The sequence below is a fragment of the Microcoleus sp. Aus8_D2 genome (assembly GCF_036702665.1).
Classification (GTDB): domain Bacteria; phylum Cyanobacteriota; class Cyanobacteriia; order Cyanobacteriales; family Microcoleaceae; genus Microcoleus.
Genome location: NZ_JAUBUN010000049.1, coordinates 14,537 through 37,966 on the forward strand (window position 1 = coordinate 14,537; position 23,430 = coordinate 37,966).

Annotated in this window: 16 protein-coding genes and 1 tRNA gene; 4 read left to right on the plus strand and 13 right to left on the minus strand. The window is 48.2% G+C overall.

From position 1 onward, the window contains the following. Positions 1–23 precede the first annotated feature (23 nt). From QUB64_RS27590 to bchH, 5 genes are all read right to left on the minus strand, one after another. Positions 24–323, minus strand: coding sequence for a hypothetical protein (locus tag QUB64_RS27590; protein ID WP_333272199.1), 300 nt, complete (start codon positions 321–323; stop codon positions 24–26). Between the two features lie 113 nt (positions 324–436). Further along, entirely contained in the window at positions 437–832 is a 396-nt protein-coding gene (locus QUB64_RS27595; RefSeq protein WP_333272201.1) for an SH3 domain-containing protein, read from the minus strand. 86 nt (positions 833–918) lie between these two features. Beyond that, positions 919–2,745: an N-acetylmuramoyl-L-alanine amidase gene (locus QUB64_RS27600; RefSeq protein ID WP_333272204.1), complete on the minus strand. Its 1,827-nt coding sequence runs from the start codon at positions 2,743–2,745 to the stop codon at positions 919–921. 361 nt (positions 2,746–3,106) lie between these two features. After that, a complete protein-coding gene (locus tag QUB64_RS27605; RefSeq protein WP_333272207.1) occupies positions 3,107–4,792 on the minus strand; it encodes a potassium channel family protein in 1,686 nt (561 codons plus the stop codon). Positions 4,793–5,042: 250 nt separating this feature from the next. Beyond that, entirely contained in the window at positions 5,043–8,882 is a 3,840-nt protein-coding gene (bchH, locus tag QUB64_RS27610; RefSeq protein WP_333272211.1) for a magnesium chelatase subunit H, read from the minus strand. A 319-nt stretch (positions 8,883–9,201) separates the two neighbouring features. Between bchH and cobJ the strand changes: the two genes are divergently transcribed. After that, a complete protein-coding gene (gene cobJ, locus QUB64_RS27615) occupies positions 9,202–11,004 on the plus strand; it encodes a precorrin-3B C(17)-methyltransferase (protein ID WP_333272213.1) in 1,803 nt (600 codons plus the stop codon). 95 nt (positions 11,005–11,099) lie between these two features. After that, positions 11,100–11,723 carry a peptide-methionine (S)-S-oxide reductase MsrA gene (msrA, locus tag QUB64_RS27620; RefSeq protein WP_333272216.1) on the plus strand — a complete coding sequence of 208 codons (624 nt, stop codon included), beginning with the start codon at positions 11,100–11,102 and terminating at the stop codon, positions 11,721–11,723. A gap of 69 nt (positions 11,724–11,792) precedes the next feature. On the opposite strand, the gene QUB64_RS27625 is transcribed toward msrA, so the two are convergent. The 8 genes from QUB64_RS27625 to QUB64_RS27660 all read right to left on the minus strand — a co-directional run bounded on the left by QUB64_RS27625 (position 11,793) and on the right by QUB64_RS27660 (position 20,618). Continuing rightward, positions 11,793–12,554, minus strand: coding sequence for a nucleotidyltransferase domain-containing protein (locus QUB64_RS27625; protein ID WP_333272219.1), 762 nt, complete (start codon positions 12,552–12,554; stop codon positions 11,793–11,795). Positions 12,555–12,669: 115 nt separating this feature from the next. After that, positions 12,670–13,611: a nucleotidyltransferase domain-containing protein gene (locus tag QUB64_RS27630; RefSeq protein ID WP_333272221.1), complete on the minus strand. Its 942-nt coding sequence runs from the start codon at positions 13,609–13,611 to the stop codon at positions 12,670–12,672. Positions 13,612–13,775: 164 nt separating this feature from the next. Then, positions 13,776–13,847, minus strand: a tRNA-Val gene (locus tag QUB64_RS27635). Between the two features lie 130 nt (positions 13,848–13,977). Further along, entirely contained in the window at positions 13,978–14,190 is a 213-nt protein-coding gene (locus QUB64_RS27640) for a DUF2839 domain-containing protein (RefSeq protein WP_333272224.1), read from the minus strand. Between the two features lie 65 nt (positions 14,191–14,255). Next, positions 14,256–15,764, minus strand: coding sequence for a helicase C-terminal domain-containing protein (locus QUB64_RS27645; RefSeq protein ID WP_333272227.1), 1,509 nt, complete (start codon positions 15,762–15,764; stop codon positions 14,256–14,258). Positions 15,765–15,786: 22 nt separating this feature from the next. Next, a complete protein-coding gene (locus tag QUB64_RS27650; protein ID WP_333272230.1) occupies positions 15,787–17,316 on the minus strand; it encodes a pentapeptide repeat-containing protein in 1,530 nt (509 codons plus the stop codon). Positions 17,317–17,396: 80 nt separating this feature from the next. Beyond that, complete coding sequence (locus tag QUB64_RS27655; protein ID WP_333272233.1) at positions 17,397–18,959, minus strand: pentapeptide repeat-containing protein; 1,563 nt, start codon at positions 18,957–18,959, stop codon at positions 17,397–17,399. Positions 18,960–19,055: 96 nt separating this feature from the next. Then, positions 19,056–20,618, minus strand: coding sequence for a pentapeptide repeat-containing protein (locus QUB64_RS27660; protein ID WP_333272235.1), 1,563 nt, complete (start codon positions 20,616–20,618; stop codon positions 19,056–19,058). A gap of 39 nt (positions 20,619–20,657) precedes the next feature. On the opposite strand from QUB64_RS27660, the gene QUB64_RS27665 reads away from it, so the two are divergent. Both QUB64_RS27665 and QUB64_RS27670 read left to right on the plus strand, forming a co-directional pair. Continuing rightward, positions 20,658–21,497 (plus strand): prephenate/arogenate dehydrogenase, encoded by an 840-nt coding sequence (locus QUB64_RS27665; RefSeq protein ID WP_333272238.1) that lies wholly within the window; start codon positions 20,658–20,660, stop codon positions 21,495–21,497. Between the two features lie 67 nt (positions 21,498–21,564). After that, positions 21,565–23,400 carry an APC family permease gene (locus QUB64_RS27670; RefSeq protein ID WP_333272241.1) on the plus strand — a complete coding sequence of 612 codons (1,836 nt, stop codon included), beginning with the start codon at positions 21,565–21,567 and terminating at the stop codon, positions 23,398–23,400. Positions 23,401–23,430: the final 30 nt, after the last annotated feature.

The following is a 23,430-nucleotide window of genomic DNA, read 5'->3' on the forward strand; positions in this document are numbered from 1 at the left end:
AGTTGCTGCGCGAAGTAGCCTTCTCAACCCGAAAAATTTTTTCGATCCACAACCCTGGTGCGAATTGCTGCTGCAAGGCTTTGATTAATGTGCTTCGGGATATCCAAATAATGTTGCAGATTTTGCTCGACGCCCTCGTTCACCTGATGTATTAACTGATAAGCTAAGTCTTCAACTGCTTGTTGTCCGTTTTTATAGGAAAAATACCCCACCAACCCTACAGTCCCCACAATTTGCAGCACAAAGGGGACAATCAACACAATTCGCAGGGGAAGTTTCCCAGCAATTCTGGCGATTAACTTAGAAACAGCAGGAATTGGCATAAAAATAAGGGAGTGATCAGGTACGTAGTTGCGCGTGGGCGCTCTTAGATCTAGAGCGCCCAAGCGCAACTACGTACCTCAAAGTATTGTGAAACTTTCGTCCAAGACTAACTCTACTTCCGCCATCTATCAAATTGGTCTTCCGAACAGCCATTAATAAATTGATTGTTCACCCAACCGTCAAGGATGGTAAAAGTTTCATTAGGAGGATTCCCAGAAGTTTTAGCCGCAATTTTTACCCAATCACCTTGTCTGCTGACAGCCCGAACTCCGTCTCCTCTTTTGAGTTTAGCTACAACCGGGTAGTTATTGCCGGGGCCTTTGCGAATGTTAACCTCGCCGCCTTCACCTGTAATAAACGAGCATTGAGTTTGCTTTTTTAAAGCTTCTACTTTTTGCGGTGAAAGACTTTGCTCTTTGCCGAAAACTGGAAAGCTGTAAAGTGAAAAACTCAAACTTGCAACTGCCGCTGCAATGAAAAAGGCTTTTGATTGACTAAAACTCAACATTTATTTAATCTCCTGGGGTTGGAAGGACTGAAGTCCTGATTGCGAACTAACTTTTTGGAAAGGACTGAAGTCCTTACTACGAACTGTTATTTGACGGAGGCAAACCATTCGGTAATGCCTTGGGCAATGGCAGCAGCTAACTTTTGCTGTTCTGTCGGATTCACAATCCATTCAAATTCTTCGGGATTGATCGTAAATCCCAATTCCATTAAAACAGATGGAGTAACGGCAGGACGAGTCATAGCTAGGTTGTTCCAGAATACACCATAGCTCGGGCGGTTCAGCTTGGCAACTAAATAATTGTGCAAAAACATTGCCAAACTGTGGGCTTGCGGGTGAAACCAGAAAGCACCGACACCTTTAGTATTAATCGCGTCGCCGTTATCCGGCAAAGCATTGTAGTGTATGGAAATTGCGATCGCAGGTTCTTCTTTTTGAATCATTTCCACCCTCGGCGGCAAATCCAAATCGACATCTTCCACCCGCGTCATTACCACATTTGCGCCCCGATTTACCAATTCCTCCCGCACCAGTTTCGACACTATTAAAGCTACTGTTTTCTCGCGGTAGCCTGTGGGGCCCACACCACCCGAGTCCTGCGGCCCGCCGTGTCCCGGATCGATGAGAATCTTGATTCCTGACAGCGGTTTTTCTGAGGAAATCGGCACCCCGCTGGTATTTGTCGGCGGGTGTTTTAAAGACAGCACTAAAGTTGTGCCATCGTATCTCAACTTATATCCCCACTGCTGGGCAGATTTGAGATTGAAAGTGTATTGTACTTGCAGCGGCGAGATTTGTTGCCATGCCAAACGCGAAATTACCGGGTCATCGTCGAGGCGAATAATGTCAGTTTGAGCGGTGGTATTGTACAGGGTTAAAGTGAACGTGCGTTCACCTTCTTGCACCGTGACTGGCACTGGTGTTTCTAAGGGAAATAATACCTCTGTCCAGCCGGAAACTTGACGGGCTCTGGCGCTGCGAATAATCGATCGCGCAGGCACCGCATCCTTGACAATTCGCACCTCGGATGCTTTAATCCAAGCGCCGTAATCGAGCCGAATCCATTCTCCCTCGCGCCCGATAACTGTGGCGCGAGTTCCCTTGGGTAGCGGTGTCATCCGAGAGAAATCCGTACTCGCCCCGGTTCTAGCAACACCGGGATCTGCTGTGACTTCTGCTACTTCTAAATCGGCGGGAGATAGGATAGAAATTTTGCCAGTACCTTGTTGGCTGACAGTTTGATCGTTCACTGTTAGGTAAAATATTGGTACTCCCAAATCATTTTTTTCTACCTTAGCAGAGGGGGAATTAGACTCATTGCCCCCCCGAACTTCGGGGGGGTTGGGGGGGGTAATAGCGCAGCCTTGATACTGTTGGCTGCCACCTTTTTTGATGGGGGAGTTTTCACCTAACAAGACTGATTTGTTGTCGGGGAGTTCGACTGGCGATCGCGCTTTGAGAGGAATATCAACGTCAGCCAATTTTACCGCAACTCGAGCATTCGCCGGAGCGATCGCGCCAAAGCAGATATATTCCCCCGGTAAACTGGCTACATCGACTTTCGGCGTCAGGGAATCTTTCGCAAAAGCCAAGCCTGCGGGGACTTCCGGCTGATTCGACTCGCGCGTCACCTTGAGGAGGACTTGCTGATTTTCGTAACGCAAGCTAAAGACATTTTCGCCGATTTGCAGGGGAAAAGTCGGGGCGAAATGGCCGGCTGCGGTGCGCGCAATTTGCTGGCCATTTACCGATACTTGTCCGGTTGGCGGGGCTGTACCGATGAGAAAAATGCGATCGGCGATTGTTTTGTGGTTGGCGGGAGGATAGGCGACAAACAAAGGTTGAGCGGCCACAGCTACAGAGGCGATCGCCATTATCATCCCAAACACAACTAATGCTAAAAATTTTCTCATTCTAAATCGCAACTAATTGAGAGTCTGTTGGTTATTTATACTCGAACTTAAGCTAAGAAACCCGGTTTCTGCGAAAATATTGGGTTGGGTAACGAGAAATACGGCAAGAAACCGGGTTTCTGAGGATTAGGCGTAAGTCCTATTTACTATACAGACTTCAGTTTATCAGGTTTGTAGTTGCAATTGGGCGATCGGCGATCGGGATCGAGCGTGAGGACTTTAGTCCGCCAAAAATTAAGAAGGACTAAAGTCCTCACGCTCGATCCTTAAAAACATGAATCAAAAAACTATACAAGCCCGCGTCGATCGGGTTTGTAGCTGCAATTGGGCGAGCTGCGACATAAATTGCAACTATAAGCGATTAACTTTTAATTAATTCCGAAGTCGTTCTCCACAATTGATCTAACCGATTCGCCGGCATAGTCAAATACAAAACATCCCCCGCACTCAAACAACAATTGAGCAAATCCCAACCGTGAATAGTTTGACAATTAGTCTCCACATAAAGAGGCACAAAATCAGCAGACTTAGCAGCATCTTGAATGCGGTGGCCGCAGAAAGGATGTTTTGGTGTAATCAAAGTTGCCAAGGAAACCCACAAACTCTCAGCAGTCATTCCGTTACCCAAAATTCTGCCTCCAATCGCCGCCGCGGCAAAAGCAGGAGCCGCTAATTCCGTCGGGTTCAAAACTCCTTCAAAGTCAAAAACTTGCTGCACCATCAAAGCAAAATGTGAGTCTTGATTGCGGACAATCACCGACAGTTTGGGTGCCAATCCTTTAGCAGTCAAAGCAATTTCTAGATTGGACATATCGCTGCTAGTAACTGCCAAAAGTGCTGCTGCTTGCTTAACGTTAGCAGCTTCCAGAGTTGCGGGCAAACTGGCACTTCCCTGAATGACTGGAATTTGCATTGAGCGAGCCGTGTTCAGAAAGCGGCTGTTCGGATCTTGCTCGATCGCCACAATATCGTAACCGTTAGTGTGCAGTTCTTTAGCAATTTGTATTCCCAAGCCGCCCAGTCCGCAAATAATGTAATGATTGCGCTGCGGAACTCGCGCCACATCCCAATATTCGGTAAAGCGAGTTCCCAATACATAATCGTTGAGCAGCGCGTAGCAAATGCCGATGATTCCCGCTCCAACTAACATCATCACAACTGTAAATAATTTAATGCTGTCGGGAGCTTGTTCTGCAACTTTTTCATAGCCTCCGGCTCCGGTAATCATCCCCACTGAAAAATAGAGAGAATCGATAACTGAGATATTATCCTCAACACAAATATAGGTGACAGTAGCAACTGCAATCATTGCCAGCAGTGTCAGTACAACAATAACTGCTGCTTGACTGTGCTGTTGAAATCGGCGCAGGTTAGTTAAGATTTTAAGGAATTTTTGAATTAAAGTTTTTTGGGGGCTGCGGATAGTCGGCTGAGTGGCCACAATTAGCCGATCGCCCTTTTGACACTGCCGGCCCGCCAGCACCGCCGATACCAAATCAGTTTTGTTAGCAGCCGGGAGGTAATAAATCAACATTCGCGATCGATCGTTCCACAAATCGCTGAGTTGTCGATCGAGCCAGGGATGATCTGCATCGATATACTCTTCGTGAATCGGCCAAGTGCGATCGAACAAACGCAACTGTCCGATCGCCCGATTTCCGAGAGCAGCAAAAGCAAAAACCGGAGCCGCCAGAGCCGAAACGCTCATCGAAGCGTGTTCCGGCAAAGTGTGGTCAATTCTGTCGCCCAAGCTAGTATTGAACAATCGGTTAATGATCCGAATTTGAGGATTAAGAATCCTCGCCTGCATCAAAACTGCCAAATTTACAGCATCATCATTACCTGCAATGACTAAAGTGTGGGCTTTTTGGATGCCCGCCGCCAACAAAGTAGAAGCTGCTTGCAAATTACCGACAACCACATCAGAAGTTTCGCTGCGAATTGGGCGATCGCTAATGCCGATCGCGATCGCCCCCTGCTGTCTCAACAAACAAAAAATCTTGTATCCCGTTTGGCCCAAGCCGCAAACAATGATTCGAGGTTTCATAAGTTATTTGCCAGCCGATATCGGAGCTGTCCTTTGTAGTTTTACCTACCATTGTTGACGGTGACGGCTTTGCAGAATGTAGCGAAAAACACTATCTAGGATGTTTGTGAGGCAGTCTCAAAGTTGAAAAAAGAGGGCGGCGCTGCCATTGGTATCAACTCGATCGGGTTCGTAGTGAGGAATGCGAGTCCGCAAAAATTAAGAAGGACTAAAGTCCTCACTACGAACCTTATAAACATGAATCAAAAAACTACACAGTCACTCCTTCAATCTTCTCATCAGTTAACTCATACAACTCGCGCAACTGCCGCAACTTATCTGCATCCGGCTGCCAAAAACCACGGCCGTTAGCCTCCAACATTCTGCCTACAATATTGCGAAAAGCCTCAGGATTTGCCTCTCGCAACTTCTGCGCCATCTCTGCATCCAACGCATAGGTATCAGCAGCCTGTTCGTACACCCAACTATCAGTAAAATCAGCCGTTCCGCCCCAACCAATTAACGCCGTCATCCGCTGCGAAATTTCATAGGCGCCGCCCGAACCTTGAGCTGCCATAGCATTAGCCCACTTAGGATTTAGCAACTTCGTGCGATATTCCAAACGCAGCAAATCTTCCAAATTGCGCCCAGTTGTATCCTTAGAAAAACTTTCCACAAAACTCGTGTTAACTTTTTTGCCGCGCTGCTTTTCCGCTGCTTTCTTCAAACCGCCAGTATTTGCATAATACTCTTGAATGTCCGTCAAACCGTATTCCACCGAGTCTATTTCTTGAATAATGCGATCGCACTTTTGCAACAACTGAGTCAAAACCTCCGGCCTCGCCTCCCCCTTATCCTTTCTCCCGTAACTAAAAACATTGCGACTTTCCCAAGTTTTCCCCAACTCATCCCCCGAATCCCAACTACCATCAACAACCCTGTCGTTAACCAAAGAACCAAAATCTCCAGCCGGATTAGAAAACAACCTGGCTGAATAATTCTGCACGCCTTTTTCCTGCAAAATTAAAGCGTGTTTGCGAATAAAATTATCCGATTCCGGTTCATCAACATCAGCAGCCCGCACAAACAAATCATCCAACAACTCAATAATATTCACAAAACTATCGCGGAAAATCCCCGAAAGATTTCCCAACACATCAATCCGGGGATGCCCGACATCAGCCAGCGGTTTTAACTCATAGCGAACAATCCGCCCAGTCCCCTCCTTCAGCGGTTCCGCACCCACCAATTCCAGCAGAATTCCAATAGATTCGCCCCGAGTCTTAATAGCATCCAAACCCCACAACATCACCGCCACAGTCTCAGGATATTTACCATGTTCCTCAACGTGCTTCTCAAGAATTTTGCGAGCAATTTCGCGGCCCCTTTCAAAAGCAGCCGGAGAAGGCATCCGATAAGGATCTAAAGCATGAATATTCCTACCAGTAGGCAACACCCCAGCCCCATCCCGCAACAAATCCCCACCCGGTGCAGGCAAAATATATTCCCCATTCAAACCCCGCAAAAGATTAGTCAACTCATCAGTAGTTTGCAACAACAAATCCCTAACTAGCAACCCCTCCTTAAAACCTTCTCTTTCTTCCTCTTCGCGCCCTTCGCGCCTTCGCGGTTCATTCTCATCAAAAACAATTTCCCGCACCCGTTCCTCCGACAACCGATCACCAAAATAAGCAGCAAGATAAGACACCATTTCCTCAGAATTAGGAGCCTCACCCAAAACGTGCAAACCCGAAGAAAACAAGCGACATTCCACCACCTGCAAATACTCGTACAGCTTCACCAAATAGCGGTTAAAAGCATCAGCACTAAACATTCGCAGATTCTCAAAACTAAAAGCAATGCCCAACTTGCGAGCATCCTCAAACGGACAATCAGCCTCCAAACCGCTATCTAAAATCTTTTGAAAAATAGCCTCTTTCAGCAGATAATTCTTTTCCGCATCTTCCCGATATTCCGCAATCAAATCGCGCAAAGTTATCAATTCCTTGTACAAGCCAGCACGGCCGTAGGGCGGCACGTTGTGAGAAATCAAAACACCGTAACCGCGCCGTTTTGCTAACATCGATTCCGAGGGATTGTTGGCGGCATAGATATAAAGATTTGGCAAACTTCCCAACAAAATATCCGACCAAGAATAGCCAGTATTTCCCAGAGGAGAGCCTGGCAACCATTCCACAGTCCCGTGCATCCCAAAGTGAACGATAGCATCAGCTTGATAGTCATTTTGCAGCCACTTGTAGAAAGCGGCGTATTGCGGGTGAGGCGTCAAATCGCGATCGAACATCAAGCGCATCGGATCGCCCGAAATCCCCAGTGGCGGCTGCAAACCAATCCACACATTCCCCAGTTGAATGCCGCCGATTTGGAACTCATCGCCCTTAGTTTTAATGCCCGTACCAGTTAAAGATTTCCACTGCTTTTCAATCCGACTCGCTGACAAATACCCCAACCACTTCTCCAAAGTTTGAACATTAACAGTATTGCCAAACCCTCCCCTCCCATCTGCGTTCATCCCCGTTAATCCGCCCCCATCTGCGGTTGCATCATCCGCCTCTTTTACCATGCGAATCAACTCTTCACCATCACCCGGAATTTCACCAACTTCATACCCCGCCGCTTGCATTTCGCGCAACAAATTTAGCAGCGATTTCGGTACATTTAACAAAGCCGCCGTACCCGCCGTACCGTAACCGGGAGGAAAGCCGTAGAGAATAATGGCAATTTTTCTTTCAGATGGGGGAGTTTTAGCTAGTTTCACCCAATTGTTAATTCTACTGGTGAGGCGTTTGGCGCGATCGGGAACCAGGTAAATATCCTCACCCACCAAACCGCCCAGAGGCACGGGGTCGATCGCGCCATCCAACTCCGGCAAAGCATACAATACCACACTTTGCAAACCACCAATCCCCTGACGAGTCCAAGAATGGATATCCTGAATCAACAGAGGCGCAGACACAAAATAAGGTACATTTTTAGCAGCCAAAATCTTTTTAGCAACTTCCACCTGACGCCCCGCTTCCATCGAACCAGCAGGCCCACCAACTAAAGGAAAGCCAATCGTAGAAACAATCGCATCAACTTCTACTGCTTCTTGAGAAAGCGAAAGAGTTTCAATATTGCCTTGTTTTCGCTGCACAGTTTCAGCAGCAGAAGTCATCCAATCCCGCACCGCCACATGGCCTTCAACGCCATTGATAAAAATCGGCAAAGGCACAATTCCCGCAGCTTCAAAATAGCGGATTAATTGAGGAATATAAGGCTGTTTGGTGACAACGTGCTTGCGGTAAAGCAAAATGCCCACAACTGGGAATTTTCCTACATTTGAAATTTGACACCCATGGGTGTCAAATTTTGTGGAACGGGCATCTTGCCCGTTTTGGGTGGAACGGGCATCTTGCCCGTTTCCACCAATTTGATTGCTCAGATACCAATTCAAATATTGCTGAGGCGATTCAAAATAACCGTGATAATCGGGATGCAACAAACCCATATTAGGAGTTTCCACAGGCGGCGGAATCTCTGCCACCTTCAGCCCCAAATACTTTTGAGCAATAATCCAAAACATCGAGACAACATTATCCGTGCCGCCCGCATTCCAGTAACCGTAAATAATCAGCCAATTGCGTAAATCTTGGACTTTTTGCACTGGCACATATTTTAATAACTTCGGCCCAACCTTCAAAAAACTAATGTAACCAGCCAGCTTATCTTCTTCTCGCCCGTTGCTGAACTTATCCAGAATAAACTTAACCGGCTTCGGCATACCTTTCGGCTTGTCGCCAATTTTAAAAGCGCCGATTTGAGTAAGACTCATCAATTCCAAAGCGGACTCAAAAACCAAACGAATGGGAATATGTTGCACCCTTTCCCTCAGCCACATCACCGCATCGTAATCAAACAGCAAACTCCCGAAAAACACATCAGCATTCGAGAGGGCGGCGGCTACAGCGTCAGGCTCATCTGCAAGGGCGCGATCGCTAAAAACGCTCACCGACAATCCCTGACACCCGGAAACAGCCAACTGGGCGGCTTGGCGGTACAAATCGGCATTGAAAGATTCAAACCCTGCAATTAAGACAATTCGTTTCACAACCCAACCTCGAAATATTTATTGATTGTAGCCTGTTTTAATTAGGTGATATTATATATTAGCATTCTCCGTGGGCGCGGGGCGGGTTTAGGATATTTTTGGTGTGTATTGGAGACCTTGGCGAACCTGTACCTTATATTTTGAAAAAGGTAGATTGAGATTTGTCGTGAGGTGGGGGCGGGTTTACGAGATTGTTGGTTTTAGGCAATTATTGTTGGCGAACCCGCCCCTACATTATCAATTTACAATTATCAATTCCTAATTCCTAATTTCCGTCGCAACTCTCATGAAATCTAAAATCTAAAATCTAAAATCTAAAATGGTTCGACTTTCTCCTGCAATAATTATCTTAGGTCAAAACAGCCTGCCGATCGCCCAAACCATCTCCGCAGTCTTCCCAGGTTCCCAGATTTACGGTTTAGTCGATCGCACATCCCACACAGACATCAACTTTAGCAACTTCGGCGAAACCCTGCGCGAACTATTCGCCACAGAAACCCCAATCATCGCCATCTGCGCCGCCGGAATCATCATCCGCACCCTCGCCCCGCTGCTGTCAGACAAACGCGCCGAGCCCCCAGTCTTAGCCGTCGCCGAAGACGGAAGCGCCGTAGTACCGCTACTGGGAGGTTTGCACGGCGTCAACGACTTGGCGAGAGAAATTGCAACAGCCCTCGGCGTACAGCCCGCAATTACCACCACCGGAGATATTCGGTTTCGTACCGCCCTGCTGAGTCCTCCCCAAGGCTATTATCTGGCGAATCCAGAGGACGCGAAGATTTTTATTTCAAATTTGCTCGCCGGGGCGAAAGTACGCCTAGAAGGGGCTGCAAGCTGGCTTTCCGAGAGCAATTTGCCGTTAGCGCAGCCCTCGGAGAGGATCGCCCCCGAAGCCCAATTAACCATCCGCGTCACCTCAAAAGCAATTGCACCGACGCCCGACTGTTTAGTTTACCACCCGCAAACAGCCACATTTGCACTCACGCAACTATCAGATATTGAGCCGGAAATAGCAATTTCCTTCGTGCAGCAAGTCTTAAAAAATGCAGATTTAGCAGCAGCTTCCGTTGCGGGATTTTTTGCGTTAAAACATGACATGGGAAATCCCACTTTAGAAGCAATTAGCCAATATTTTAAAGTTCCCGTGCGTTTTTTGAATCTCTCCGAATTAGTGGAATTCGACTTAGTTAAATTAATACAATATAATTCCAGTTTTGAAGTCACGGCCGCCCAAATTGCCCTGACAGCAGCGGGTGCAAACAGTCAGTTAATCGGGTACGATCGCACAGACGCATTCAGTTGCGCGATCGCACTTGCTACCGAACCGATCGATCCAAGTGCGATCGGCATTAGTCGCGGCAAACTGGCGATCGTCGGTACGGGGCCCGGAGGCGCGGCTTGGATGTCCCCGGAAGTCAAGGAAATTCTGCGCGAAGCTACCGATTGGGTGGGTTACAAGTTCTATCTCGACTTAGCCGGAACACGGAGAGAAGGACAAAACAGGCACGATTCCGACAACCGCGAAGAACTCGATCGCGCGCGTTTTGCTTTAGATTTAGCAGCATCCGGTAAATCCGTCGCCGTGGTTTCGTCGGGAGATCCGGGTATTTTTGCGATGGCTGCGGCGGTGTTTGAGGCGATCGACTTTGACGCTAAACCGGAATGGGAAGGCATCGACATCCGGGTAGCACCGGGTATTTCTGCCATGCAGGCGGCCGCTGCTGCGATCGGAGCGCCCCTCGGACACGATTTTTGTGCGATTTCGCTTTCGGATATTCTCAAGCCTTGGGAGGTCATAGAACAGCGGATTTCGGCGGCTGCAAAGGCGGATTTAGTTATGGCATTCTACAATCCAATCTCGAAACAGCGGGTTTGGCAATTGAAAAGGGCGATCGAGATTTTGTTGGAAACTCGCGATGCTAAAACCCCCGTTGTATTGGGGCGAAATCTCGGCCGCCCGGGCCAATCCGTGCGCGTTTGTACTCTTGGCGCATTCCAACCGGAAGACGCCGACATGAGAACTTTAGTAATTGTCGGTTCCAGTCAAACTCGGATTATTCCGCGCAAATATGGAGATATTTGGGTTTACACGCCGCGCAGGTACGAGAACGACTCTAATTGATTTGTAAACAGCAACTTCTCTCTCTTTTCTCTTTCTCTGTGCCCTCTGCGCCCTCTGCGGTTAAAAAAAAATCTTCTTCACAAAACCCGCCACCAATGAACACGAAATTACCAGAAACAATAGAAACTGCTACTTTTGGACTCGGTTGTTTTTGGTCTCCCGACGCGCAGTTTGGAGTTATGCAAGGAGTCGTGCGAACTCGCGTGGGTTACGCGGGCGGCACTACAGAAAATCCGACTTATCATAACATTGGCAATCATATTGAATCCGTCGAAATAGATTTCGATCGATCGCAGATTTCCTATTCAGAACTACTAGATATTTTCTGGAAAAGTCACAATCCCCGCCAATCACCTAGTTGGTCTCGCCAATACATGGATGCAGTTTTCTATCGCAGTGAATCACAAAAACAATGTGTTGAGCTAAAACTCGATCGCGAACAAGCTCATGGTGGCGAGATTTATACATTAATTCAGCCTTTGACAGAGTTCTATTTAGCGGAGGATTATCATCAGAAATATTATTTACGTCAGGAACCGGAACTGATGAAAGAATTCGATAAAACTCAGTTGCTCGACTCCACTGTAGCAGCAAGAATCAACGGTTATCTAGGTGGATTTGGCAGTTTTTCAAATCTCCAAGGGGAAATTAGAGATTTTGGTTTGTCAGCCGCCGGATGTGAGAAATTAGAGAAAATCGTCTCCAGAAGCCGATATTAAACCTTCCCAAACTTTTGTGGGATGGGCGGGCCCCCCGTCCGCCGCCTGCAAATTACACCATAAAATAGCTTAATTCAAAGAAGCCATCCTCACCTTTACCAGAAAATCATTGAGAGCAACCTTTGCATTAGGATTTGACGGTAAATGACTGCTAAAACTTGCCTCTTCTAATACATTAATGAGCCGATCGCGCTCCTGGTGATAAAATCCAATATCTGCATCCTCCAGGACAGACTTTTCCGCCCCAGCCAGCTTGCGAGCAATCAAATCGGGAATATAGGGCAACTGGAACTTCTCATTAAGTGTAACCAAATTCGCCTCAACTTCCCCCGTTTGCATTAAATGAATCCCCGCCAGCAACACGCGGTAAACGTACAGCAACGGCTTCACCCGACGCGGGCTTTGTTTCTCAAACAACCGCCATTGAGTTTGAGCAAAACCCAGATAGTGGTGGCTGTGGTGCTTGGTAATGCAGTTCGAGGCGAGATGCTTTAACTCTTCATGTGCCTCGGTAGTATAAACTACGAGTGGCGAATACAATTGTTCCAACACGTAGCCGTTGCGCTTCAACAGCAACTCCAGAAACTTCTTAATATCGTGAGTGACTAAATCGAGTTCCATCTTCTCCCGAACTTCCGAAACTTCGATGGTTTCATCTCCCGAAATCAGTCCAATAACTTTCGGTAGCGGTAAGATATGAACTCCCCGCAAGTCGAAGTCAGAATCTGCGGAAGGAAAGCCGTATAAGTGCGAGCCGCTGACAGTTGCAAACAACAGCGGATAAGGTCGCTCGGACACAATCTTGACTAATTCGGAGATATATTCTACCATAATTTTCTATGTTATATTATCACGTCAAATCGATCGCTAAGGTTCGTAGTGCGGACTTCAGTCCGCTCATTTGTTGCGGACTGAAGTCCGCACTACGAACGGCACTACGAACGAACTATTCGATCGCCCTCCGACGCGATTTAATCAAAAACAGATTAGCCAGCTCGTAATTAGGACGTTCCGGTAACTTAGTTTCAGCAAAAGCGCGATCGAACTCTGCGTGCAAGCTCAACCGCCAGCGATTCACCTCATCCCAGGAGATTTCCTGATTGCGGATAGCCAAAAGTTGCGATCGAAAATCCTGCACCCGCACCGGCACAAACCCCTCTTTAAGCACCGTAATTCCTGACAGCAGCAACCGAATCAAGTGCATCGCGTGCTTCCAGCGAATTTCCCCAGTATTCCGCAAGTCTTGCTCCATTTTTTTAAACTGTGACAAAACGTAGCTATTGTAAGTTTGATAAACCAATTGCGACAGAAAGATTTCGCGAATTTCCAGCAATTCGGCTGCTACAGGAGAAAGAGTTTCTACCAAAGGCGTGTACAAACATTCGAGCACATTGGGATTAGCTTTGAGCGCCAAAACCAAAAACTTTTGCAGTTCCCAATAGCATTCTTGATTTTCCTTATTTTCCAATTGTTCGGGAATCCCGTAAAGCGACCAATGAAGTATGGCCGGCGGCTGGTAAATTCCGCGCCTGTCTGTATCAGATTGCTCGTTATCCAAACCGTAGGCTCTCGAACCAACAACGCAGCGATAAATTACAGAATCATAGAGGTTGTATTCGGCGAGAAAATCTCCTCCAGACTGCAATCCTTCGCTTTGAAACTGCTTGCGAATGCTGAATTCGTGTCGCCGCAGACTAACTTCTGTTCCGTCTGGTAGTTTGACTGAATAGGCGTGGGAATTGTCTGTAGGCGATTTGACGATCGCACCTACTGCGCCCTGTTTCCAAGATTGGTCGCCGCCGGGGTTTTTGACCTCAATTTTGGTGACAATTTGGGTTCCTGCGGGGACGATTAAGTTGAAATTTTGAGGAAGATTGGGATTTGTCACGAGCAAACCTCCTGTAAAGATCGGTCAGTTCGTAGTGTGGACTTTAGTCCGCAAAATCCTGCGGACTAAAGTCCACACTACGAACCACTTTTAATTGATAGAAAATACAGGCACGAACCGGATCTAAATCCCTGTAACTCCTGATATATCTAATTTGGAAACTATGGGCGATACAGGATTTGAACCTGTGACATCTTCCGTGTGAAGGAAGCGCGCTACCACTGTGCTAATCGCCCGCAGATAATTAACATAACATACTGACTCCAGATTTGCAACTAAATTTTTCCCAAAAATTCAGCCGCTGGTTTCGGAGTTCAAACTCTACACAATGTGCGATCGCCCTCCAAGTCGATCGCACTCATCGCATCAATCAACCACCCACCAACCCGCCGCGGGGCCAACAAACCGCACCACAATCCACCAACCCACCAACAGGCTAATCCCGATCCAGCTTCCGCGAGATGTCCACTTCAGAAAATCGTCGCTTTGGGTTTTCGTGATTGGTAGCCAGGGAAGGATGCGTTCTTCTTTACCGAATTCGTCGCCGATCGACTCTTTACGACGCTTAGCTTCACCCATAATCTTTGCTTGCTAAATGAGATTTCAATTGGATAACCAACCAAATTATAGGCCAACAGGTCATCTCAAGCCTGCGTCAACCAAGTCGTATCCAAATAATCAATCCTCGCAAACGGACTCAGCGCCGCTAAAACCTGCTTTCCGTAACTGCGGTGAATCACCCTGCTGTCAAAAATCGCCACCACCCCCTGACGCTCACGCACCGGCGCGATCGCCCGCTGCAACTCATTCAGCGCCGCCGGCAACAAATACAACCGAAACCAATCCCGACGCTGTTCCTTATAAAAAGCCACACGCGCCGTCACCAAAGGATTTTCCAACGAAGGTAGCGGCAAAGTGGCGATCGCCAGCAAGTGAGGCGCCCGCAACTCCCCCTGATGTTCCCGCCAAAACTCCCATCCAGTCACCAAAATCGCATTCTCCCCCACCTCGGTTTTTTCCACCTGCACCCGAGAACCGAACTCAGAAGCCAAAATCGCCGCCATTCGAGCCTTCAGCGGTACATCACCCACAATCAGCACAGTTAAACCCGCCACCGACGCGCTCATCAACAGCAAAGTCCGAATTTCTTCCATTAAAACTCCCTGAAATTCCGGCGTATTCGGCAGCGGCAGCCAGTTGGGAATGTACAGTTGAATTAACTCGTTTTGTCGATCGGGCGAAAACTTCACACTCGTCAACTCAGGCAATCCCATCATTTGCCGGAAGATCGGAGCCTTCTGTTCCACATCCACCGCGCCACCAATCAACACCACAGGCACAGCAGACCAAATTTTGCTCAAAACATCAGCCACCTGCACCGGCGCGCTCAACAGCGAAAATGACCCAGCAGAGCGATGAATTTGCGCCCACCGCAGTTTCCCGTTTGTGTTCCACCGCTGCCAAAAATTGCTCCAAGCAGGCGGAATCCCAGGGTTTTGCTCGATTCTTTCCAACAGCCCTTGCAAAATATTTTGCTCTGCGGTTTCCAGCAAATAGCACTCATCAGGCTTAGCTGGATGCTGAAACACAGCCCGCGTTAGCAACACTCGCGCTTCTCTGATTTCATCCGCCAGCATTGACTGAGATTGCATTAAATCATTCCAATCAGCCGGTACCAAGCCCGCCGTCAATTGCTGGCGCGTCCAAACTTCCAAATCATCCACACCGTCGATAATTGTCGGAATATGGCTGTGAAGTTCCGAATTTCGGGCCAAGCGAGCCGCCAGCCAAGTGTCCGGATCTGCTAGCATCAATCCTCGTCCAGCGGCATTATGGGAATAAATGTCGATCGACTTTTTAGTTTGCAGCCACTCTTGCAATCGCGGAATTTCCACCTCCTGCAAATGTTCCAGCAGCGGTGTCGGCGCCACTAAAATCACCGGTTCGGGCCACATCAAAATCGGCATCAAATAGCTGACTCGATACCGCTGTCGGTAAGCTCCCGCCGGCAGCCCAGTTTGGATCAGAGCGCTCCGCCCCAAGCGCAAAGCCCGCGCCACCAGCCGCGCCATCGTTAAATGGTGGGGCCAGTGCGGCTCGGAGTGCGATCGCAAAAAGCTCAGCAGCGAATTATGGACTTCTACCTCAATCAATCGATTTCACAGTTGGGATTTCTCAATCAAGATAATCAAAACTTGCCATAAAATCAACTACTTTTTGACCCACAGGCACACTGAATTTACTCTCCTGATTATTTCCACTGCGCCGACCAAAATTCTGATGAGACTGCACAATCAAACTCTCCAGCCCCGAACTAATTAAAATAGTTTGGGTAGGCGACTGAAAAAACTTTGTTTGCTGACCGGAATTTAGTGCTGTTTCCAGCATTTTTTTCACATTCTTTAAATTATCCATCGCTGCCTTCAATGCTTTAGACAACTGCACTATCCGTTTTTCTTCCAAATCTTGAAGAGCGATATTTTTGCCAAGCGCCACAATATTTTTCTGAGTTTCTAAGGCGTCATTAAAAGGAAGAATCGCTAAAAAAGCTGCTGGCAATAAATGCTCGTCGCTATCAAACCTAAAAGTTAGAGTTGTCCGGCGGTAGCCGACTTCAATATTGGGAGGACGGCTCATTGCCCCGTAATGCCGAGCTATTTCGCTGTAAGCTGTTGCTAAAGTGCTGTTTGCTGAATGATCTAAAAGTGCGTCAACCACAATTCGCACTAACCCCGGCGTGTGATTTAAAAATCTTCTCGCTTCAGACGGCGAATTAAATTGTTGAACCAGACTGCGATCGCCTGCGGGGCTGATGTCAATCCACTGGCAATTAATATCATCTGCAATGATGCCAAACCGGGGAACCAAATACATTTTTGCCCCAGTTAAAGTTGCCCCGGTCAAATCTGCGCCCACCCAATCTGCGTTAATCAAATTGGTTTCTGTCAGATCGGCGTGAACCAAACTAGCATTTGCTAAATTAGCATTTCTTAAATCTGCTCCGCTGAGGTTAGCTCCGCTCAATTTAGTATCGCTCAGATCGGCGCCGTTGAGGTTAGCTCCGCTCAAATCTGCCCATTTGAGGTTAGCTCCGCTCAAATCAGCACCGCTGAGATTCACTTCCTGCAAAGAAGCTTGTCTCAGATCGGCATTGCTCAAATTGACGCCGTTAAGTTCAGCTTTCATCAAATCCGCGCCGTGCAAGTTAGCGTCTTGAAAGTTAGCTGATGAAGCCGAAGCACCTCTGAGATTTGCACCGGAAAGATTAGCACGTGACAGGTTAGCTTGCGTCAGTTTTACCTCTCTTAAATCTGCTTCAGTCATGTTAGCGCCGCTGAAGTTAGTTTTGCTGAGTTCGCAGCGGACTAATTCGCCTCTAATCAGCGATGCTCCGATTAATTGAGCTGCGGTTAAATCGGCTCTTACTAAGTTTGCTACGTTGAGACTAGCCCCGTTTAAAATTGCTCGCGAGAGATTGGTGCTGCTGAGTCTAGCCACATTCAGGTTAGCTTCGCTCAAGTCAGCTTCGCTCAAGTTAGCGCCGCTGATGTTGGTGACAAATAAGCTAGCCTGCCTTAAAATTGATTGGCTGAGGTTGATGCGGCTGAGATTAGCTTCATTCAGGTTGATTCCTGTGAAATCTCTGTCGCCTTCTGTGTATCTTTTGACGAGTTCAAATCGTTTGAGAAGTTCTTCAGCTTCCATTGTTTTTACCTGACTTAAAGGGCGATGGACTAACTTTTATCGGGCATAAATATAATAAATATTAAATTAATTTATATTATTTACTCACCGAGCTGATAAAAGCTCTTGACAAACTCAACCACCGTATTTAGTGGCGGGGTTGTGAATCTTTGGGCTTTAATTGCAGGACTGATCGAGGTTTTGTTGACTCCCGGCAAATTTGTCAAGTTTCTGCCAAAGTCTGGGTGATAGTGAACCATCAAACTTTCGGCACTGGAGTTAGCCAGTACAGTTTGGGTAGGCGATTGGAAAAAACTCGACATCGGTTCGCGATCGAGGCGAATCGGCTGTATTTTCATTTCCCCTATTTTTCTAATTGTTTTGGTCAGGGCGACGTTCAATTGCACTACCAGATTTGAGACTCTGACGCCTAGGTTATTGCCGTTTTGGGGTTGAATCATCTTGATCAGAGTAATGAGATTTTTTTGAGTAAATGCCGCGTCGCTAAAGGGAATAATGGCCACGAAAGCTGTGGGAAATAGTTGCTCGTCCTGATCTATTCTAAATGATATGATTGTGCGCCGCGAATTAACTTCTATGCTGGGAGGATTGCTCAAACCCGAGTATTGACTGGCAATTTGGCGGTAGGTAGCTGCGAGGACAAAGTTAGCGTCGGGGTCGAGCGGTCGATCGACAATAATTTGCACTGTCGGCGGTGTAGCATTAAAAAACCGTTGAGATTCTTCTGGGGTAAAGCGCTGGATGTGGCTGCGATCGCCGTTAGGGCTCAGATCCACCCAATCGCAGGTTATATCATCGGCTTTCAGATTAAACCTGGACACCGCGTAAATTTTTGCCCCAGTCAGGGCCGCCCCCGTCAAATCTGCGCCCACCCAATCAGCGTGAATCAAATTCGCTTGAGTCAAATCCGCGTGTACCAGAGTAGCGTTCAACAGGTTGACATTGCTCAAATTTGCCCCGTACAAGTTAGCCCCGCTCAATCTCGCCTCATCGAGGTCAGCACCCGTCAGGTTCGCCCCGCTGAGGTCGGCCCACCGGAGATTAGCGCCTCGCAAGTCAGCGCCGCTGAGGTTGGCTTGAGACAGATTAGCTTGTCTGAGTTCGGCATTGCAGAGGTTTACTCCTCGCAAGTCTGCCCTGCTGAGGTCGGCTCTGTGCAAGTTGACCCGTTCCAAGTTGGCCGCTGTCAGACAAGCGCCTCTGAGGTGAGCCCCGCTGAGGTCGGCTTGCTCTAGATTGGCTTCTCTGAGGGTTGCTTCTCTCAAATCTGCTTCGCTGAGGTTTGCACCGCTCAAGTTGGCACCGCTGAGGTCGGCTCTGATCAGTTCCGCTCTGATCAGTGTAGCTTCGACGAGTTGGGCTTCGCTGAGGTCGGCCCGAATCAAGTTAGCCACGTTGAGGATAGCGCCGTTGAGGTTGGCTTTGTTGAGATTGGCACCGCTGAGTCTAGCAACATTGAGTTTAGCTTTTCTCATGTTGGCGTTTGACAGATTGGTGCCGCTCATGTTGGTGAGGCTCAAGATTGCCTCACTGAAATTAGCCCCGGCCAGATCGATCCTGCTGAGATTGGCCTCGCACAGGAGGATGGCAGTAAAGTCTCTTTCTCCTGCTGCATATTTGGCGATGAGTTCTTCCGCGTCCATGCTTTTCACTTTTCCTGATGTGTTAGCTAGAACAAAGCTTTGTTATGCCAACCTTTAAAATAGAATAAGCATTTTTTGTAACTTGATGCAATATGCCTAGACATCTATATTATGGAAGCCTTTTATAAAATCCAAAATGCTCGTGATATTAGCTTGACCCAATTTTGTGCCCTCAGCTAACTTGCCTGCGCTGGAGTTGTTGGGATCGTATTTTTTAATCAGGCGCTTGCCGAAGGCTGGATGGTGATATACGCTGAGTCTTTGGTCGCGGGAATTAATTAAGATCATCTGTGTAGGAATTTGAAAAAAATTGATGCTTTCCCCGATTTTTGGAAAAGAACTTGAAATTTTGATTTGGTCTACTTTGCTGATAGCTTGGTTGAGAGCTTTGCTGCATAACTGGACGTGTTTGGATTCTTTGACGTTCAGTTTGCCTGCATCGTGGGATTGAATCATTTTCATCAAAGCTATCAGATTTTTTTGAGTTGTGGCGGCGTCGTTAAAAGGAATGATGGCAACGTAAGCGGTCGCAAATAATTTATCGTCGCTGTCCATTTTAAAAGCGAGTACGGTGCGCCTGGAGCTGACTTCGATTGTGGGTGGCTGACTTAAACTCGGGTATTGTTGGGCAATTTGGTAATAAGTTGCAGCTAGGGCAAAATGAGCGCCTTGGTCTAAGGGCGAGTCTATCACAATCCGAACTGTGGGCAAGGTTTCGTGAAAAAATTCGTGGGTTCCTCCAGAGTTCAACCAGTAAATTTGGCTGTGGTCGCCGTTGGGGCTCAGGTCAACCCACTTGCAGGTCATACCTTCGGTTTTGATGCCGAGGCGCGAAACTGCGTGGAGTTTGGCTCCGGTTAAGGTGGCTCCGGTTAAGTCGGCTCCAATCCAGTCGGCACGGATCAAATAGGCATTTGACAGGTCGGCGTGAACTAAACTGGCATTGAGCAAGTTGGCGTGGCAGAGGTCGGCTCGGCTGAGGTCGGCGCCGCTCAATTTGGCTTCGCTGAGATCTGCCCAGCGCAGGTTGCAGCCGCTGAGGATGGCCCACCGCAAGTTGACGCCGCTGAGGTCGGCGCCGCTGAGTATGGCTTGAGTGAGGTTGGCTTGTCGCAGTTCTGTCCCTCGCAAGTCGGCACCGCTGAGGTCGGCTCGGCTGAGGTCGGCGCCTTGCAGGTTGGCTTGTTCGAGGTTGGCTTCTGTCAAGCACGCGCCGCTGAGGTGAGCGCCTCGAAGGTTGGCTTGAGCGAGGTTGGCTCCTCGGAGGGTGGCTTCGGTGAGAGTGGCGCCGCTGAGGTTGGCTTGAGTGAGGTTGGCTTGAGTGAGTTCGGCTCTAATTAGCTCGGCTCTGATCAGTTTAGCTCCTGTGAGTATGGCTTTTTTGAGGTCAACTCGCACTAGGTACGCGACGTTGAGGTCGGCGTCGGTGAGGTTGGCGCCGCCGAGATGGGCGCCGCTGAGTCTGGCGATGTTGAGTTTGGCACCGGTGAGGTTGGTTTTGCTGAGGTTAGCTCCGCTCAGGTTTGCTACACTCAGATTCGCACCTGTCAGGTTGGCTCCGCTCAAGTAGACGCCGCTGAGGTTGGCCTCAGTCAGGTTGATTCCGGCAAAGTTTCTTTCTCCGGCGGCATATTTTTTCAGGAGTTCCTCGACTGTCATGGGGGCGGCACCGTATCAAATATCCCCATTTTATTGCTAATGAATATCGGTATTGTAGGACTTGGTTTAATTGGTGGCTCGATCGCCCTGGATTTACGATCGCGCGGGTTTGATGTTTTTGGGGTTTCGAGCCGGCAGCAAACTTGCGATCGCGCGCAAGAAACGGGTGTTGTCTCTGAAGCTAGCATACACCTGTCTCTGATGGCAGCAGCGGATTTGGTTTTTATTTGCACGCCCTTAGGAGCGATCGAGCCGATCGTCCAAAAATTGCTCCCCCATCTTTCCCCTGATACTATCGTAACGGATGTGGGCTCGGTAAAAACACCCATAGTACAAGCTGTGTCCGATCTGTGGCCGAATTTTGTCGGGGGACACCCGATGGCGGGGAGTGCAGAAAGCGGGATTGAGGCGGCGGTAAGGGATTTGTTTGTGGGCCGGCCTTACGTGGTGACGCCGACGGAACAGACTCCGCCGCTGGCGGTGGAGAAGGTTGAGGAAATTGCGCGGTTGCTGGGTGCTGAGGTTTACCGGTGTGGGCCTGAGGAGCACGATCGAGCTGTGGCTTGGATTTCTCATTTGCCGCTGATGACTAGCGCGACGCTGGTTGCTGCGTGCGATCGAGAGGGCGATCGAGATCTTGTTAATTTAGCCCAGCATTTGGCGAGTTCGGGTTTTCGGGACACGAGTCGCGTAGGGGGTGGCAACCCCGAGCTGGGAGTGATGGTGGCCAAGTACAATCGAGAGCAATTATTGCGATCGCTCTCTATTTACCGCGACAGTCTCGACGAGTTCATCAGCGATATCCAAGCCGAAAATTGGCAAGCTCTCGAACACAAGCTGAAGCTGACTCAACAAGCTAGAAAAAATTACAACTTGTGAGCCAAAAATTGCTGAAAACTGTCCCCGTCTCGATTATGATTTGTGGACGCCTATATATTGAGTTTCAATGTACACTTATTCTCGACTCAAGCGGGTTTTACTGGGTGAATCTCTCCCTACCAGCGCATCTGTTCACGAACGGCTGAGCAACGCTACAGGACTAGCTGTTCTTGCTTCCGATGCACTTTCGTCTGTGGCCTACGCTACTCAAGAAACTCTGCTGGTGCTGTTACTAGCCGGGAGCAGCAGTTTGAGTTTATCGCTGCCGATTTCGGGAATTATTATTTTACTGTTGGCGATCGTAGCGCTGTCTTACCGACAGACAATTAAAGCGTACCCAAACGGCGGTGGCGCTTACATTGTGGCGCGAGAAAATCTAGGTATTTATCCAGGTTTGATCGCAGCAGCTTCGCTGATGATTGACTACATCCTCACCGTAACTGTGAGTATTTCGGCTGGGGTGGCAGCCTTGACTTCCGCAGTTCCTTCATTGCTGCCCTATACCGTTGATTTGTGCTTAGTTTGTATTGTCCTGATCATGTTTGCCAATCTCAGGGGATTGCGCGAATCTGGCAAGATATTTATGGTGCCAACCTATGCGTTTATCGTGGGCATTTTTATATTGATTAGTTGCGGTTTATTCCAACAGGCAACAGGTCATGTTTTGCCTGCATTAGAAAATATTCCAGCTAAGGAACCTTTGGGATTATTTCTGATCGCGCGCGCCTTTGCGGCGGGCTGTACGGCTCTGACTGGAGTTGAAGCAATATCGGACGGAGTGTTAGCTTTTAAGCCTCCTGAATGGAAGAATGCGCGCCTGACTTTAACTTATTTGGGAGTAATTCTGGGAGTGATGTTTTTGGGCATTAGTTACTTAGCCCATATTTATCAGGTGATTCCTAGAGAAAACGAAACGCTGCTTTCTGTGTTGGGAAAAGATATTTTTGGAGTAGGTGTATTTTATTACTATTTGCAGGCCGCAACTCTGTTGATTTTGCTGTTGGCTGCGAATACGAGTTATGCGGATTTTCCGCGACTTTGTTATTTTCTGGCGCGGGACGGGTTTTTGCCGAGGCAGTTGTCGCTGTTGGGCGATCGCCTAGTTTATTCTAATGGCATTAATTTGCTCAGCCTCTGCGCGGCTCTGTTAATTATCATCTTCCGAGGCGATACCACCGCAGTAATTCCGCTGTATGCGGTTGGGGTTTTTACTTCTTTTACTCTCTCCCAATCGGGAATGGTAATTCACTGGTTTAAAGAGCGAGGTAAAGGTTGGCAAGCTAGTGCTGCGATGAACGGTATTGGTGCAGTGGCAACAACGGGAGTTTTGGCTGTAATTGTCGCTACCAAATTCCTTTTGGGAGCTTGGGTTGTGGTAGTAACTATTCCGATCGTAGTCAGTCTATTTTTAGCTATTCACCGGCACTATCGTTATGTAGCGGCTCGCTTGAGCATTCAGGGAATAGCACCTAAATCCTATCTTCGGAGACCGAAAGTTAAGGAGGTGACACATCCGGCGGTGGTGTTAGTCGGGCAGTTGCACCGGGGAACTTTGGAGGCCCTGGATTACGCTCGTTTAATTGCTGATGAGGTTGTGGCGGTTCATGTGGATATTGGTTTGACCGATCGAGCAAAATTGCAAGCAGCTTGGCAAGATTTGCAGTCGGACATTCCTTTGGAAATTCTGGAATCGCCTTACCGTTCTGTTACTGAGGCTTTGACTCACTTTTTGATTTTGTTTGAAGAACAGCGGCCGGGAGTGTTCTTAACGCTGATTATTCCGGCTTTTGTGACGAAAAATTGGTGGGAGGGACTGCTGCACAATCAAACTGCTTTCTTTTTGAAGGCGGCTTTGCGGGCTAAAAGAAGTCGGGTTGTTACAACGGTGAGATATTATCTTTAAGCTTTGAAAACTGGAATTATTTAGGAGACG

What these genes read in the sequence shown, in the direction of transcription:
- QUB64_RS27590 (WP_333272199.1), bottom strand. Translation starts at nt 323, where the DNA reads ATGCCAATTCCTGCTGTTTCTAAGTTAATCGCCAGAATTGCTGGGAAA.
- QUB64_RS27595 (WP_333272201.1), bottom strand. Translation starts at nt 832, where the DNA reads ATGTTGAGTTTTAGTCAATCAAAAGCCTTTTTCATTGCAGCGGCAGTT.
- QUB64_RS27600 (WP_333272204.1), bottom strand. Translation starts at nt 2,745, where the DNA reads ATGAGAAAATTTTTAGCATTAGTTGTGTTTGGGATGATAATGGCGATC.
- QUB64_RS27605 (WP_333272207.1), bottom strand. Translation starts at nt 4,792, where the DNA reads ATGAAACCTCGAATCATTGTTTGCGGCTTGGGCCAAACGGGATACAAG.
- cobJ (WP_333272213.1), top strand. Translation starts at nt 9,202, where the DNA reads ATGGTTCGACTTTCTCCTGCAATAATTATCTTAGGTCAAAACAGCCTG.
- msrA (WP_333272216.1), top strand. Translation starts at nt 11,100, where the DNA reads ATGAACACGAAATTACCAGAAACAATAGAAACTGCTACTTTTGGACTC.
- QUB64_RS27625 (WP_333272219.1), bottom strand. Translation starts at nt 12,554, where the DNA reads ATGGTAGAATATATCTCCGAATTAGTCAAGATTGTGTCCGAGCGACCT.
- QUB64_RS27640 (WP_333272224.1), bottom strand. Translation starts at nt 14,190, where the DNA reads ATGGGTGAAGCTAAGCGTCGTAAAGAGTCGATCGGCGACGAATTCGGT.
- QUB64_RS27650 (WP_333272230.1), bottom strand. Translation starts at nt 17,316, where the DNA reads ATGGAAGCTGAAGAACTTCTCAAACGATTTGAACTCGTCAAAAGATAC.
- QUB64_RS27655 (WP_333272233.1), bottom strand. Translation starts at nt 18,959, where the DNA reads ATGGACGCGGAAGAACTCATCGCCAAATATGCAGCAGGAGAAAGAGAC.
- QUB64_RS27660 (WP_333272235.1), bottom strand. Translation starts at nt 20,618, where the DNA reads ATGACAGTCGAGGAACTCCTGAAAAAATATGCCGCCGGAGAAAGAAAC.
- QUB64_RS27665 (WP_333272238.1), top strand. Translation starts at nt 20,658, where the DNA reads ATGAATATCGGTATTGTAGGACTTGGTTTAATTGGTGGCTCGATCGCC.
- QUB64_RS27670 (WP_333272241.1), top strand. Translation starts at nt 21,565, where the DNA reads ATGTACACTTATTCTCGACTCAAGCGGGTTTTACTGGGTGAATCTCTC.